General features: G+C 63.0%; 14 protein-coding genes. 13 read left to right on the forward strand and 1 reads right to left on the reverse strand.

Annotation, left to right across the window (positions count from 1 at the left end):
- Window positions 1–155 precede the first annotated feature (155 nt).
- Window positions 156–1076 (reverse strand): LysR substrate-binding domain-containing protein, encoded by a 921-nt coding sequence (locus TU73_RS06330; RefSeq protein WP_003195655.1) that lies wholly within the window; start codon window positions 1074–1076, stop codon window positions 156–158.
- A 182-nt stretch (window positions 1077–1258) separates the two neighbouring features.
- Between TU73_RS06330 and aspA the strand changes: the two genes are divergently transcribed.
- The 13 genes from aspA to TU73_RS06395 all read left to right on the forward strand — a co-directional run bounded on the left by aspA (window position 1259) and on the right by TU73_RS06395 (window position 14554).
- Window positions 1259–2683 carry an aspartate ammonia-lyase gene (aspA, locus tag TU73_RS06335; RefSeq protein ID WP_043048143.1) on the forward strand — a complete coding sequence of 475 codons (1425 nt, stop codon included), beginning with the start codon at window positions 1259–1261 and terminating at the stop codon, window positions 2681–2683.
- 409 nt (window positions 2684–3092) lie between these two features.
- Entirely contained in the window at window positions 3093–3929 is an 837-nt protein-coding gene (locus TU73_RS06340; protein ID WP_057011644.1) for an ABC transporter ATP-binding protein, read from the forward strand.
- Window positions 3930–3968: 39 nt separating this feature from the next.
- Window positions 3969–4961, forward strand: a complete 993-nt coding sequence (locus TU73_RS06345) for an ABC transporter substrate-binding protein (RefSeq protein ID WP_057011478.1) — start codon at window positions 3969–3971, stop codon at window positions 4959–4961.
- 27 nt (window positions 4962–4988) lie between these two features.
- Entirely contained in the window at window positions 4989–5765 is a 777-nt protein-coding gene (locus TU73_RS06350; protein WP_057011479.1) for an ABC transporter permease, read from the forward strand.
- Window positions 5762–6529, forward strand: a complete 768-nt coding sequence (locus TU73_RS06355) for an SDR family oxidoreductase (RefSeq protein WP_156421203.1) — start codon at window positions 5762–5764, stop codon at window positions 6527–6529. Before TU73_RS06350 ends, TU73_RS06355 begins: the two co-directional genes overlap by 4 nt.
- Before the next feature lie 13 nt (window positions 6530–6542).
- Window positions 6543–7082, forward strand: coding sequence for a cupin domain-containing protein (locus TU73_RS06360; RefSeq protein ID WP_014720525.1), 540 nt, complete (start codon window positions 6543–6545; stop codon window positions 7080–7082).
- A 4-nt stretch (window positions 7083–7086) separates the two neighbouring features.
- Window positions 7087–7965 (forward strand): alpha/beta fold hydrolase, encoded by an 879-nt coding sequence (locus tag TU73_RS06365; protein WP_057011480.1) that lies wholly within the window; start codon window positions 7087–7089, stop codon window positions 7963–7965.
- Window positions 7962–8795, forward strand: a complete 834-nt coding sequence (locus tag TU73_RS06370; protein WP_057011481.1) for an IclR family transcriptional regulator — start codon at window positions 7962–7964, stop codon at window positions 8793–8795. The genes TU73_RS06365 and TU73_RS06370 overlap by 4 nt, the downstream gene beginning before the upstream one ends.
- Before the next feature lies 1 nt (window position 8796).
- On the forward strand, window positions 8797–9594 hold the full coding sequence (locus TU73_RS06375; RefSeq protein WP_057011482.1) for an SDR family oxidoreductase: 798 nt from the start codon (window positions 8797–8799) through the stop codon (window positions 9592–9594).
- A complete protein-coding gene (locus tag TU73_RS06380; RefSeq protein ID WP_057011483.1) occupies window positions 9587–11272 on the forward strand; it encodes a thiamine pyrophosphate-binding protein in 1686 nt (561 codons plus the stop codon). The genes TU73_RS06375 and TU73_RS06380 overlap by 8 nt, the downstream gene beginning before the upstream one ends.
- Before the next feature lie 10 nt (window positions 11273–11282).
- The gene (locus tag TU73_RS06385; RefSeq protein ID WP_057011484.1) at window positions 11283–12086 is read left to right on the forward strand and encodes an aspartate dehydrogenase; all 804 of its coding nucleotides are present in this window, start codon (window positions 11283–11285) and stop codon (window positions 12084–12086) included.
- Between the two features lie 9 nt (window positions 12087–12095).
- Window positions 12096–13592, forward strand: a complete 1497-nt coding sequence (locus TU73_RS06390) for an aldehyde dehydrogenase (RefSeq protein WP_057011485.1) — start codon at window positions 12096–12098, stop codon at window positions 13590–13592.
- Window positions 13589–14554 carry a VOC family protein gene (locus TU73_RS06395; protein ID WP_057011486.1) on the forward strand — a complete coding sequence of 322 codons (966 nt, stop codon included), beginning with the start codon at window positions 13589–13591 and terminating at the stop codon, window positions 14552–14554. Before TU73_RS06390 ends, TU73_RS06395 begins: the two co-directional genes overlap by 4 nt.
- The last annotated feature ends 6 nt before the right edge of the window (window positions 14555–14560 follow it).

Genomic DNA, 14560 nt, shown 5'->3' on the forward strand with positions numbered 1-14560 from the left:
CCTGATCAAAAGATGGATTTACACAAATCTTTGATCAGTATTCTAGCCAATATTTATCCGGCAAGTGATCACGTATTGAACAATACTTTTTGGGCAGAAAAATGATCAAAAATGATAAAAAGCGATCTATTGAGCAGTAAACTACTCAATTTAATTCAAGCGAGACCTCGATCCCCTTGCGCGGCCCCACCTTCCAGCTTGCGCCACAACAACCGCACATTCGCCTTGCGCACCAACGCGCAGCGATACAAGCGAATCTCCAGCGGCACATGCCATTGCGGCCCGCCGCACACCACCAGTTCGCCGCGCGCCAACTCCGCACGTACGCTCAACTGCGGCACCCAGGCGATCCCCAAGCCTTCGAGCGCCATGCTCTTTAGGCTGTCGGCCATGGCGGTTTCATAGATGGTGGTGAAACGCAGGGCCCGCTGGCGCAGCAGCAGATTCACCGAGCGGCCAAGGAACGCCCCGGCGCTGTAGGCGAGCAGCGGCACACTGCCCTCACCCTCCAGGTCGAACAGCGGCTTGCCGTCCGCATCGGCGGCGCAGACCGGGAGCATCTCGGTGTTGCCCAGATGCAGGGACGGGAAGATCTCGGCGTCCATCTGCATCGCGGCATCCGGGTCGTAGAACGCCAGCATCAGGTCGCAGCCACCTTCGCGAAGGGCGTGTACCGCATCGCCGACGTTGGTGGCGACCAGTCGCGTGGCGATGTTCAGGCCCTCGTTGCGCAGCTGTGCGATCCAGCGTGGGAAGAACCCCAGTGCCAGCGAGTGCGCGGCCGCCACCTGCATGACTTCGCCCTGCCCGCCTTCCAGGTGATGCAAATGGCGCAGTACTTCGCCCAGCTGTTCGACCACCGTGCGCGCGGTCACCAGGAACAGCTGCCCCGCCGCCGTCAACTCCACTGGCGTACGCGAGCGGTTGACCAGGGTCAGGCCCAACGCGGCCTCAAGGCTACGGATACGGCGGCTGAACGCCGGTTGGGTGACAAAGCGCCGTTCCGCTGCCTGGGAAAAACTGCGGGTGGCCGCCAGGGCGCTGAAGTCTTCCAGCCATTTGCTCTCAAGGTTCATCACTTCCTCCCAAGGGTATGCACCATTTTGGCACACACGCCCGCCATCATAGCTGGGTCACATCCACATTATGCCGTTTGTGCATAGGCCAGTGCTTAACAGCATTGGCCCAAAAAGTTCTACAAGCCTAGCATTCGCAGCGTTCCGGCCAGTTCCGGGTCCATATCGAGATGATTTCCGTCATGTCCTCCGCTGCATCATTCCGCACAGAAAAAGACCTGCTTGGCGTACTTGAAGTACCGGCTCAAGCGTATTACGGCATCCAGACCCTGCGAGCGGTGAATAACTTCCGCCTCTCGGGCGTTCCGATTTCGCATTACCCGAAATTGGTGGTCGGCCTGGCAATGGTCAAGCAAGCCGCAGCTGACGCCAACCGTGAGTTGGGCCAGCTCAGCGATGCCAAGCACGCCGCCATCAGCGAAGCCTGTGCCCGCCTGATCCGCGGCGATTTCCACGAAGAGTTCGTGGTGGACATGATTCAAGGCGGCGCCGGCACTTCAACCAACATGAATGCCAACGAAGTCATCGCCAACATCGCGCTGGAGGCCATGGGTCACCAGAAAGGCGAATACCAGTACCTGCATCCCAACAACGACGTGAACATGGCGCAGTCGACCAACGACGCCTACCCGACCGCGATCCGCCTGGGTCTGCTGCTGGGCCACGACGCGCTGCTGGCCAGCCTCGACAGCCTGATCCAGGCGTTCGCCGCCAAAGGCGCCGAGTTCAGCCATGTGCTGAAAATGGGCCGCACCCAGTTGCAAGACGCCGTGCCGATGACCCTCGGCCAGGAATTCCGCGCTTTCGCCACTACCTTGGGCGAAGACCTGGCGCGCCTGAAGACCCTGGCGCCGGAGTTGCTCACCGAAGTGAACCTGGGCGGCACCGCCATCGGCACCGGCATCAACGCCGACCCGCGCTACCAGGCTCTGGCCGTACAACGCCTGGCCACCATCAGCGGCCAGCCGCTGGTACCGGCGGCCGACTTGATCGAAGCCACCTCCGACATGGGCGCTTTCGTGCTGTTCTCCGGCATGCTCAAGCGTACCGCCGTGAAGCTGTCGAAGATCTGCAACGACTTGCGCCTGCTGTCCAGCGGCCCACGCACCGGCATCAACGAGATCAACCTGCCGGCGCGCCAGCCCGGCAGCTCGATCATGCCCGGCAAGGTCAACCCGGTGATCCCGGAAGCGGTCAACCAGGTAGCGTTCCAGGTCATCGGTAACGACCTGGCCCTGACCATGGCTGCCGAAGGCGGCCAACTGCAACTGAACGTGATGGAGCCGCTGATCGCCTTCAAGATCTTCGACTCGATCCGCCTGCTGCAACGCGCCATGGACATGCTGCGCGAGCACTGCATCGTCGGCATCACCGCCAACGAAGCGCGCTGCCGCGAACTGGTGGAGCACTCCATCGGCCTGGTCACCGCGCTGAACCCCTACATCGGCTATGAAAATGCCACCCGCATCGCGCGTATCGCTCTGGAAAGCGGGCGCGGCGTGCTGGAACTGGTGCGTGAAGAAGGCTTGCTCGACGACGCCATGCTCGACGACATCCTGCGCCCCGAAAACATGATTGCCCCACGCTTGGTCCCGCTGAAGGCCTAAGCGTTTGTTGCACCGCTCACCAGGCTGAGGGACTAGACACCTCTCACCTTTTGAGGGCTTGAAGACTCGTTCTTCAGGCCCTTTTTTTTGCCCGCAATTCCTCTCCTTATATAAAGCGCTGTTAGTGCGTTTCACCTATAAAACATCACACCTGCGGCGTTACTTGAAAAAGCATTCATTCATTGCAAGTTCCCATCGTATGCACAAATGGTGTGCAGTTTCGTGCCATATAAAAACAATGGTTTCATATATGAAACGATCGTTAATCAACCTTAATCTCGCAACTAATTAATTTAAAAGGGAATTCAACAAAAATTTGTAGGAATTAACTCACTGGCATTGTTCATGCACTAAACGGCGTATCACCTATAAAACAGACCAGAGTACCTTCCTGATGGCTGTGAAAGAGATGTACGCCGTGACGCCCCAATGGAATACGCCCGCACTTAAGGAAGAGCTGGAGCCGACTGAAATTGAATTCCGTAATGTCGGTAAATGTTTCCCAGCCAAAGGTAAAACAGCAGCGCCATTTGCCATTCGCGATGTGAACTTCAAGATCCGTCGCGGCGAGGTCGTGTCGATCATCGGTCCGTCCGGCTGCGGCAAGAGCACCATCCTCAATATGGGCTCTGGCCTGTATCGCCCCAGTGAAGGCGAAGTCTTCGTGGGCGGTGAGCCAGTGACCGGGCCCGTGCCTCAAGTCGCGTTCATGTTGCAAAAAGATTTGCTGATGCCATGGCGCAGCATTCGCCGCAACGTAGAACTGGGCCTGGAAATTCAAGGCGTGCCCAGTGCGACCCGGCAGAAGGTGGCTCTGGACTTGCTCGACCGTTGCCATCTCAACGGCTTCGCCGACCATTACCCGTTCCAGCTCTCCGGTGGCATGCGCCAGCGCGCCGCCCTGGCACGCACCCTGGCCATCGACCCCCAGGTGTTGTTCCTCGACGAGCCGTTTTCCGCCCTCGACGCCCAGACCAAGATGATCCTGCAGCAGGACATGGCACGGATGCTGTTCGATGAAAAGAAGACTGCGCTGTTCATCACCCACGACCTGATCGAGGGCATCGCCATGTCCGACCGGTTGCTGGTCATGAGCGCACGCCCCGGCACCATCATCGAAGAAATCAGCATCGACCTGCCGTTTCGCGATAACCCGCTGGAGCGCCGCAAGCTACCGGAGATCGGCCCGCTGGTCGGCCGCCTGATGGAGCTGCTGCACGTCGGCGCCGACACCGAACTGCACTGATTACCGCGCTTGCGGCCCCCAACCGATTCAGGAGTTCCCATGCTCAAGTCTCTGTTCCAACGTTTTTGCGCGCTCAGCCTTGGCCTCGGCCTCGCCTGCGCGGCCCAGGCGCAGCCAACCGACGTTACCTACCTGCTGCCGGCACCGCCTAACTTGCCAGCCTTTGCACCCTGGATCATCGCCAAGGAAAAAGGCTATTACGCGGACCAGGACCTGAACCTGACGTTCATTGCAGCCAAAGGTGGCGTGGACGTGGCCAAGCAGATCGGTGCCGGCAATGCCCTGCTCGGCGGTGCCATCGGCGACACGCCGATCATGGTGCGCGGCAACGGTATCCCGGTGCGCGCCGTGGCGGTGCTGGGCGCGGGCGGCGTGACCATGATCGCCACTCACGCCAAGGACAACATCAATAACGTCAGCGACCTCAAGGGCAAGACCATGACGGTGATGTCGTATTCCGACACCACCTACTACGCGCTGCTCGCTTCGTTGCGCAAGGCAGGCCTTGGCAAGAATGACGTGGACATCCAGGCCGCGGGCCCTGCCGGAGTCTGGCAGTTATTCACGGCCAACAAGGCCCAGGCCATGGCCGGCGTCCCGGATTGGATGGTCACCGCCGAAGAAGCCGGCGCGCAGATCAAGCTGATTCCCCAAGAGCAGATTTTCGAAAGCATGGCCCAGGCCATCCTCGCCTCGGATGACGCCATCAAAAACCACCCCCAAGTGGTACGCGGCGTGGTGCAGGCCACCCTCAAAGGCATGCACGACATTATCCAGGACCCACGCGCCGCCGCCGTCACCTTTGCCAAGGCGGTCCCGACCTACGCCGGCAAGGAAGACTCACTGGAGAAGATCTTCAAGCTCTATGTCGAGCACGTCTACGCCAACCAGCGCGTGCTGGGGCACATCGACCCCGAGCGCCTGGACAAGGTCCGCCAGTTCTACGTGAGCGAAGGCATCGTGCCCCGGGAAACCCCGCTGGATGAGCTGTTCACCAACCAATTCGTCGACAGCCCGGTCGCCGCGCAATAACGCACCGGACAACAAGGTACGCATACGATGAAAAACCTGAACCCCTCCGTGCTCGGTAGCGTGGCGCTGCTGATCCTGTTCCTGGCGCTCTGGCAATGGGGCCCCGGGCTGCTCGGCATGCCCGAATTCGTCATGCCCAAACTCAGCCGCGTAGCCCAGGAAAGCCTGGTGATGTGGCACAGCGGCGGCCTGCTGGAACACACCCTGATCACCGCCATGGAGATCGTCGTCGGCTTCGCCCTGGGCGCCTTGCTGGGCGTGATGATTGGTGTGTCCCTGGGCCTGTCGCCCGCGGCTGAAGCGATGCTGTCGCCCTACATCCTGGCGTTGCAGATTGCACCGAAGGTCGCCTTTGCGCCACTGTTCGTGATGTGGCTGGGCTACACCATCTACCCGAAGATTCTGATTGCAATCCTGATCGTATTTTTCCCGGTGATGATCAACGTGCTCTCGGCGATCCGCACGGTCGATCCGGACATGATCAACCTGGTGCGCACCATGAACGCCAACCGCTGGCAGATTTTCCGCCTGGTGGAATTCCCCTCCGCCATGGCCGCGCTGTTTTCCGGCCTGCGCATCGCCTCCACCTTGGCCGTGATCGGCGTCACCGTCGGTGAGCTGGTCGGCGGCAACCAGGGCCTTGGCTTCCTGTTGGTGGACGCCGAGGGCCAAGGCAACACGGCCGGTGTGTTCGTCGCCATCGTCATGCTCACCCTGATTGGGGTGGTCGCCTACGGCGCCGTGGTATGGGCGGAAAAACGCGTCCTGCACTACATGCCCAAAGCCATGTTGAGCACGCAATGATGAACGACCGTAATCGTTTGCTCGAAGGTCGCCGCGTGCTGGTAACCGGCGGCGCCCGTGGCCTGGGCTATGGTTTTGCCCAGGCCATCGGCCAGGCCGGTGCCCGCGTGGTGATTGCCGATGTGCTGGAAGAACGTGTGCAACAGGCGGCCTGTGAACTACAGGCCCTGGGCCTGGATGTTCACGCGGTCACGGTCGACCTGGCCCAGCCTGAGTCGATCCAGGCGTGCGTCGACGCGACAGTCGATCTGCTGGGCGGTCTCGATGGCCTGGTGAACAACGCCTCCATCACCAACTCCGGTGGCAAAGGCTGTGAAGACCTGAGCATCGACACCTGGGACCAGGTGATGCAGGTCAACGTGCGCGGCACCTGGCTGATGACCACCGCCTGCCTGCCGGCGCTGCGCGCCAGCGGCCACGGCGCCATCGTCAACCTGGCCTCCGACACGCCCCTGTGGGGCGCGCCGAACCTGTTGGCCTATGTCGCCAGCAAGGGCGCGATCATCGCCATGACCCGCAGCCTGGCCCGCGAGCTGGGCGCCGACAACATCACGGTCAACGCCATCGCCCCTGGCCTGGTGCTGGTGGAAGCCACCGCCTACGTGCCCGAGGCTCGCCACCGTTTGTACAACGACCAGCGGGCCATCCAACGCCCGCAACTGCCCGAAGACGTCAGCGGCGCGGTGCTGTTCGCGCTGTCCGACCTTGCTCGCTTCATCACTGGACAAACCCTGCCGGTCAACGGCGGGTTCGTCATGCCTTGATCTGGAGACTGTCATGACTGATCTATCTGCCCAAAACGACACCCCGAAAAGCTGGGACCGCCCGGCCGGCGCCAGCCTGGAAAGCTGGATGAACACCCGTATCGCCCGTTACGAAACGCGCAAGTACGACTGGGATGCGCTGAAGTTCCAGGCCGACTACGACCCCAAGTTCCGCCGCGCACAGATGCGCTACATCGGCACCGGCGGCACCGGCATCAGTACCGATATGAACACCATCCCGTCGGAGCATTTCACTTTCTCCACCATGGTGATCCCGGCCGGCCACGAAGGTCCGCCGCACCTGCACATCGACGTCGAAGAAGTGTTTTTCGTATTGCGCGGCAAGCTCAAGGTGGTGCTGGAGAAAGATGGCGAGCGCTTCGAGACCATCCTCACCGACCGCGACGTGATTTCCGTACCACCGGGCGTGTACCGCGAAGAGATCAACATCGGCGATGAAGATGCGTTGATGTGCGTGATGCTCGGCGCGAAAAAACCCATCACCCCGACCTATCCGCCAGAGCACCCTCTGGCTTCGATCAAGCGCGGATAAGCCCATGCAGCCAGGACTCTCTCAAGCCGCGCCGACGGCCGGCCTGCAAGCCCAACTGGAGCGCGATTTTCCTCAGCGCCTGGTGGCTGCCGCCGGAGGGCAACAGGCCTTGCGCGAATGTGGTGCTGGGCCAGTGGTGGTGTTGCTGCACGGTATCGGCTCCGGGGCGGCGTCCTGGCTGCAAGTGGCTCGGCAACTGGTCCACGAAACCCGGGTCGTTGCCTGGGATGCACCCGGCTACGGCGACTCCAGCGCACTGGAATCGGATGTTCCCAAGGCCGAACAGTACGCGGCCCGTTTGGTACAGATGCTCGATGCACTGGAGGTTGAAACCTGCGTGCTGGTGGGTCACTCACTGGGAGCGCTCACCGCCCTGGCGTTCGCCCGCAGTTCGCAGGCTCATCGGGTGAGCCGCCTGGTGTTGATCAGCCCGGCTCGCGGTTACGGCGCACCGCATCTGACCCAACAGCGCCAACAGGTACGCCAGCAACGCCTGGACAACCTGCAACGCCTGGGTATCGCCGGCCTGGCCGAACAACGCAGCGCTCATATGTTGTCGCCCCGTGCCACGCCCCAGGCCCTGGCCTGGGTGCGCTGGAACATGGCGCGCCTGAACCCCGGTGGTTATCGCCAGGCCATTGAATTGCTGTGCGGCGATGACCTGCTGCGTCATGGCCAGCCGGCCATGCCCTGCGAGGTGCATTGCGGTGAAGCCGACAGCATCACCCCCGCCGAGGCCTGCCTGAGCGTGGCCAAGGCGCTGGGCGCCAGCTTCAACCTGATCGCCGACGCCGGCCACGCCAGCCCCATCGAGCAACCGCAAGTGGTTGCCGGGCGCCTGGCCTATGCCCTCCAACAATCCCTGACAGGTAGAACCCAATGAACGATTCCGATCTGCTCAAAGACGCTCAGGACAAATACATCGTTCCAGGCCTCGAGCGCGGCCTGCTCCTGCTCTGTGAGTTCAGCCGGCGCAACCGCACCCTGACCGCACCGGAGCTGGCACGCCGGTTGGCACTGCCACGCTCGACCATCTTCCGCCTGCTGACCACCCTGGAAACCATGGGTTTCGTCACCCGCAGCGGCAATGAATACCGCCTCGGCATGTCCGTGCTGCGCCTGGGCTTCGAGTACCTGGCGTCGCTGGAGCTGACCGAACTTGGCCAGCCGCTCCTGGCGCGCTTGTGCGACCGGGTCAACTACCCAAGCAACCTGGTGGTGCGTGACGGTCGCTCGATTGTCTACGTGGCCAAGGTCTCACCGCCTTCGGTGTTCTCCAACGCGGTCAACGTCGGCACCCGCCTGCCCGCCCATGCCACCGTGCTGGGGCGCATCCTGCTCGAAGACCTGTCGCTGGCCGAGTTGCGCGAGTTGTACCCCGAAGAGCACCTGGAACAACACTCGCCCTGCACGCCGAAAACCGTGATGGCGCTGTTCGACCTGGTCCAGGCCGACCGCCAGCGCGGGTTTGTCAGCGGCGAAGGCTTTTTCGAGTCGGCGATTTCCACGGTGGCCGCGCCGGTGCGTGACCAGAGTGGCGGCATCGTCGCGGCTCTGGGCGTGACCATTCCCACGACGCAGATCGGCCACGTCAACTTTGAAGAACTGTTGAATCAGGTACGTCGCAGCGCCGACGAGCTGTCGCGACTGCTCAACTACAACGGCGGCGCCCACAACGGGCAGCCCCGCGTCACAGCCTTGATGAGAGACTGACATGAGCCTTTATCAATTGCAGGGCCGCGTCGCCATTGTCACCGGCGGCTCTTCAGGCATCGGCCTGGCCTGTGTCGAACTGCTGCTGCAAGCCGGTGTGGCCGTGGCGTTCTGCGGTCGTGATGAAGAGCGCCTGCGCCATGCAGAAGCGGGTTTGCGCGAGCGTTTCCCACGGGCCCGCCTGTTGGCCCAGGCCTGCGATGTGCTCGATGCCGAGTCGGTCAGCGCGTTTGCCGGCGCCAGCCTGGCTGCGCTTGGGGCGGCCAGCGTGCTGATCAACAACGCCGGGCAAGGCCGGGTCTCGACCTTTGCCGACACCACCGACAGCGCCTGGACCGAAGAGCTGAACCTGAAGTTTTTCTCGGTGATCAACCCGGTCCGCGCCTTCAAGCCTCAGCTGGAAAACCAGCCTGACGCCGCCATCGTCTGCGTCAATTCGCTGCTGGCCAGCCAGCCCGAACCGCACATGGTCGCCACCTCCGCCGCACGGGCCGGGATCAAGAACCTGGTGCGCTCGATGGCCACTGAATTCGCCCCGCAGGGCATCCGTGTCAACGGCATCCTGATTGGCCTGGTGGAGTCCGGCCAATGGCGCAGGCGTTTCGAAGCGCGCGAAGAACGCGACCTCGGCTGGGCGCAATGGACCGCACGCCTGGCACAACAAAAACACATTCCCTTGGGGCGCCTGGGCCTGCCGATTGAAGCGGCCCGCGCGATCCTGTTTCTGGCCTCGCCTCTGTCGGCTTACACCACAGGCAGCCATATCGATGTATCCGGAGGCCTGTCCCGCCATGCGTAATGAAAACAACACTGTCACCGTAGGCGCTGCCATCACCGCCTTTCTCGAGCAATGCGACGTCAAGGCTGTGTTCGGTGTGATCTCGATCCACAACATGCCGATCCTCGATGCCTTTGCGGTACGCGGCAATATCCGTTTCGTCATGGCCCGGGGTGAAGCCGGCGCCGCCAACATGGCCGACGCCTATGCCCGCACCACCGGCGGCCTGGGTGTGTGCCTGACCTCCACCGGCACCGCCGCTGGCAATGCCGCCGGCGCGATGGTCGAAGCCCAGACCGCCGGCACCCCGCTGCTGCACATCACCGGCCAAATCGAAACGCCATACCTGGACCAGGAACTGGCTTACATCCACGAAGCCCGCGACCAGCTGAACATGCTCAAGGCGGTGTCCAAGGCTGCCTTTCGCGTACGCAGTGTCGAGACCGCCCTGAGCACCATGAAGCTCGCGGTGCAGACCGCCCTGACCGCGCCCACCGGGCCGGTCAGCGTCGAAATCCCCATCGACATCCAGTCCACCTTTATCCCGATGCCGACCGACCTGTCGCCCCTGCCGATTCCCGTGGCCGTGCCTGCACCGGAAGCCCTCGACCTGATGGCAGACCGCCTGGCCAGCGCCAAGCGGCCGATGCTCTGGCTCGGCGGCGGCGCCCGGCATGCCGGCGCACAGGTCAAGCGCCTGCTGGCGATGGGCGTGGGCGTGATCACTTCCACGCAAGGTCGCGGCGTGGTCAATGAAGACGACGAGCGTTGCCTGGGGGCTTTTTCGCAGAACAAGCGGGTCGAACAGTTCCTGCAAAGCTGCGATGCACTGCTGATCGCCGGCTCGCGCCTGCGCAGTAACGAAACCTTCAAGTACGCCCTGAAACTGCCTTCGAACCTCTTGCGCATCGACGCCAACCCGGCGATCGAAGGTCGCAGTTACGCCAGCGAACTGTTTGTCTGCGGCGACGCGGCACTGGCGCTCGAAGGCCTGGCTGATCGCCTGGAAGGTCGCTTGCACGCCGACCCGAGCTTTCTCGCTGAACTCAAAGCCGTACGCGAACAATCACGTAGCCAACTGATGGCCGACCTCGGGCCGTACTCGGCCATGGTCGAGCAATTGCAGGCAGTGACCGGGCGCAACTTCTCCTGGGTGCGTGATGTGACCCTGTCCAACAGCATCTGGGGCAACCGCCTGCTGACCCTGTATCACCCACGGGCGGGTGTTCATGCCTTGGGCGGCGGGATTGGCCAGGGGTTGGCCATGGGCATCGGCGCAGCGGTCGCCGCAGCGGAAACGGCGCCTGAGCGCAAAGTGTTCGCAATCGCAGGTGACGGCGGCTTCATCCTCAACCTGGGTGAGCTGGCAACCTTGGTGCAAGAGCGCGCCAACCTGGTGATCCTGCTGATGAACGACCAGCGCTACGGGGTGATCCGCAATATTCAGGATGCGGTCTACGGCAGCCGCCACTGCTACGTCGACCTGCACACCCCGGACTACACCAAGCTCGCCGATTCCCTGGGCCTGCGCCATGGCCTGGTCACCGACCTCAAGGACTTCGGCACGGTGGTCGACAGCGCCCTGAGCCAGCCAGGCCCGTTCCTGCTGGAAGTGGACATGCTCAGCGTCGGCAACTTCGCCACCCAGTTTGCCGGCCCGCCCAACAGCGAAACCAAAGCCCAGAAGGCCACCGCCTGAGGATCGCACCATGTTGCATATCACCATGATCGGCTGCGGCGCCATTGGCGTCGGTGTGCTGGAGCTGCTGGAGAACGATCCACAGCTGTGCGTGGATTACGTCATCGCGTCCGAGGGTTCCGAGGCCTTGGTGCGCCAGCGCCTGGCCAGTTTCAAACAGCCGCCGCAGGTGCTGACGGCCTTGCCCGCCAATGCCCGCCCGGACCTGCTGGTGGAATGCGCCGGGCACCTCGCCATTGAAGAACATGTGCTGCCGGCCCTGGAGCGTGGCATTGCCTGCCTGATTGTGTCGGTGGGCGCGCTGTCCGAAGTCGGCCTGGTGGAACGCCTGGAGGCGGCCGCCGAACGCGGCAAGACCCGCATCGAGTTGCTGCCCGGCGCCATCGGCGGCATCGATGCGCTGTCGGCGGCCAAGGTCGGCGGGCTGGACGCGGTCAACTACACCGGCCGCAAGCCGGCTCGCGCCTGGAAGAACACCCCCGGCGAACAGGCCTGCGACCTGGACACCATCGAGGAAGCCACGGTGATCTTCCAGGGCAGCGCCCGCGAGGCTGCGCGGCTGTACCCCAAGAACGCCAACGTCGCGGCCACTCTGTCGCTGGCCGGGCTGGGCCTGGACCGCACCCATGTGACGTTGATCGCCGACCCTCACAGCGATGAAAACGTTCACCACTTCGAAGCCCGGGGCGCCTTTGGCCGCTTCGAGTTGAGCCTGCGCGGCAAGCCCTTGCTGGCCAACCCGAAGACCTCGGCGCTGACCGTGTATAGCGTGGTCCGTGCCTTGGGCAACCATGCCCACGCGATTTCCATTTAGGAGCCGTCGATGAACACCGAACAGACATTACCCATCTGCATCGCCGGCCAGTGGCGCCCAGGCCGTGGCGAGCGTTATGCCAGCCGCTACCCGGCCACCGGCGAAGCCGTGGCCTGGCTCAATGCCGCCGACCTGCAGGATGTAGAGGAGGCCATCCAGGGCGCGCACCAGGCATTCCTGCACAGCGGCTGGGCCCAGCGCAAACCCCACGAGCGGGCCGGCGTGCTGTATCGCATCGCCGAGTTGATCCGCCTGCACAGCGAAGAGCTGGCGCAACTGCAGCGGCAGGACAACGGCAAGCCGATCAATGAAACCCGCGCCCTGGTAGCCAGTGCGGCCGGCACCTTTCAGTTTTTCGCCGCAGCCTGCGAAACCCTGGAAGAAACCATCACGCCGTCACGCGGTGATTTCGTCAGCATGAGCGTGTATGAACCGATGGGCGTGGTCGCTGCGATCACCCCGTGGAACTCGCCGATTGCCAGCGAGGCGCAGAAGGTTGCGCCGGCACTGGCGGCGGGCAATGCGGTGGTGATCAAGCCTGCGGAAATTACCCCGCTGCTGGCCCTGCGCCTGGCGCGTCTGTGTGAAGAGGCGGGCCTGCCCAAGGGCTTGATCAGCGTGCTGCCGGGCAAGGGTTCGTTGCTGGGGGATGCGCTGACGCGCCACCCGCTGATCAAGCGCGTGTCGTTTACCGGGGGTACGCGCACTGGCAAGCACATCGCCCATATTGCCGCCGACAAAATGATGCCGGTGTCCCTGGAACTGGGCGGCAAATCACCGACCATCGTCCTCGATGACGCCGACCTTGAGCATGCGGTGGCCGGGGTGCTGTACGGTATTTTCAGTTCGTCGGGCGAAGCCTGTATCGCCGGCTCGCGATTGTTTATCGCCCGCGCCTTGTACGAGCCGTTCATGCAGCGCCTGGTCGCCGCCGCCGCGAACCTGCGGGTGGGCGACCCGGCCGACGAGCATACACAGATGGGCCCGTTGATCAGCGCCAGTCATCGCGAATCCGTGGAGCGTTACGTCGCCCTCGGCCTGGCCGAAGGGGGGCGCCTGCGCCTGGGTGGGCAGCGCCCCAGCGGTGGTATGTATGACCAGGGTTACTTCTACCCGCCGACCATCCTGGAGGGCCTGAGCAACCACCAGCAGGTGTGCCAGGAGGAAATCTTCGGCCCGGTGCTGGTGGCAATGCCGTTCGACGACGAAGCCCAACTGCTGGAACAAGCCAACGACAGCGTCTACGCCCTCGCCGCCGGAATCTGGACCCGTGACTACAAACGCGCCTGGGCCCTGGGCCGGCGCTTGCAGGCCGGTACGGTGTGGATCAACACCTACAAGCAGTTCTCGATTTCCACGCCATTCGGCGGCTGGCGCGACAGCGGCCTGGGCCGTGAAAAAGGTCGCCTGGGCATCCTGCAGTACATGGAACAGAAGAGCCTCTACTGGGGCATGAACGAACAGCCACTGGCCTGGGCCGGTGTGCCACGAGAGGTAGCGCAATGAGCGTTTTAGGTATTGATGAAGTCACTTATGGCGTCGAGGACCTGGACACCTGCGTACGTTTTTTCAGGGACTGGGGCCTGACCCAAGTCAGCGCGCAACCGGACGAAGTGGTGTTCGAGACCCTCAATGGCTGCCGCGTAGTGCTCGCGGACCTGAACAAACCGGGCCTGCCGCCGGCCATCGAAGCCGGCTCCACGGTGCGCGAAGTAGTCTGGGGCGTGGCCAGCACCGCCGACCTGGCGCTGTACAGCCAACGCATCGCCAATGACCCGGGGTTTGTCGAATGTGACGGGCGCATCGGCTGCACCGACCCCAACGGCCTGGCGATCCGCCTGCAAGTCACGCGCAAGCGTGAACTGGAGATTGAATGCAGCGGCCACAACACCTGGCAGACCAAGGGCCGGATCAACAAGGCGGCGCCGATCTATGAGCGCGCCACGCCGATTGAAGTTGGCCACGTGGTGTTTTTCGTCAAGGACGTGAACGCCTGCGAAGCCTTCTACCACGAGCGCTTCGGCTTCCAGGCCTCGGACCGTTACCCGGACCGCGGCGCCTTCCTGCGCACCGCCGAAGAAGGCGGCCACCACGACCTGTTCATGTTGCAACTGCCGGCACCACGGGCCGGACTGAACCATGTGGCGTTTACCGTGCGCGATGTTCACGAAGTGTTTGGCGGTGGCATGCATGTGTCCCGCAGCGGCTGGCCGACCGAAATCGGGCCGGGCCGCCACCCGGTGTCATCAGCGTTTTTCTGGTACTTCAAGAACCCGGCGGGCGCGCTGGTGGAGTACTACGCCGATGAAGACCAACTGACCGGCGAATGGCAGCCCCGCACCTTTGAGCCCGGCCCCACGGTGTTTGCTGAATGGGCAATCGCTGGCGGTATCGACGGCAACACCCGGCGCCAGCAACACGTCGAGGCGCCGCAAGGCAAGTTCCTCACCGACAAACCGAAATCTTGAGCAGGA

The organism is Pseudomonas libanensis (assembly GCF_001439685.1).
GTDB classification, from domain to species: domain Bacteria; phylum Pseudomonadota; class Gammaproteobacteria; order Pseudomonadales; family Pseudomonadaceae; genus Aquipseudomonas; species Aquipseudomonas libanensis.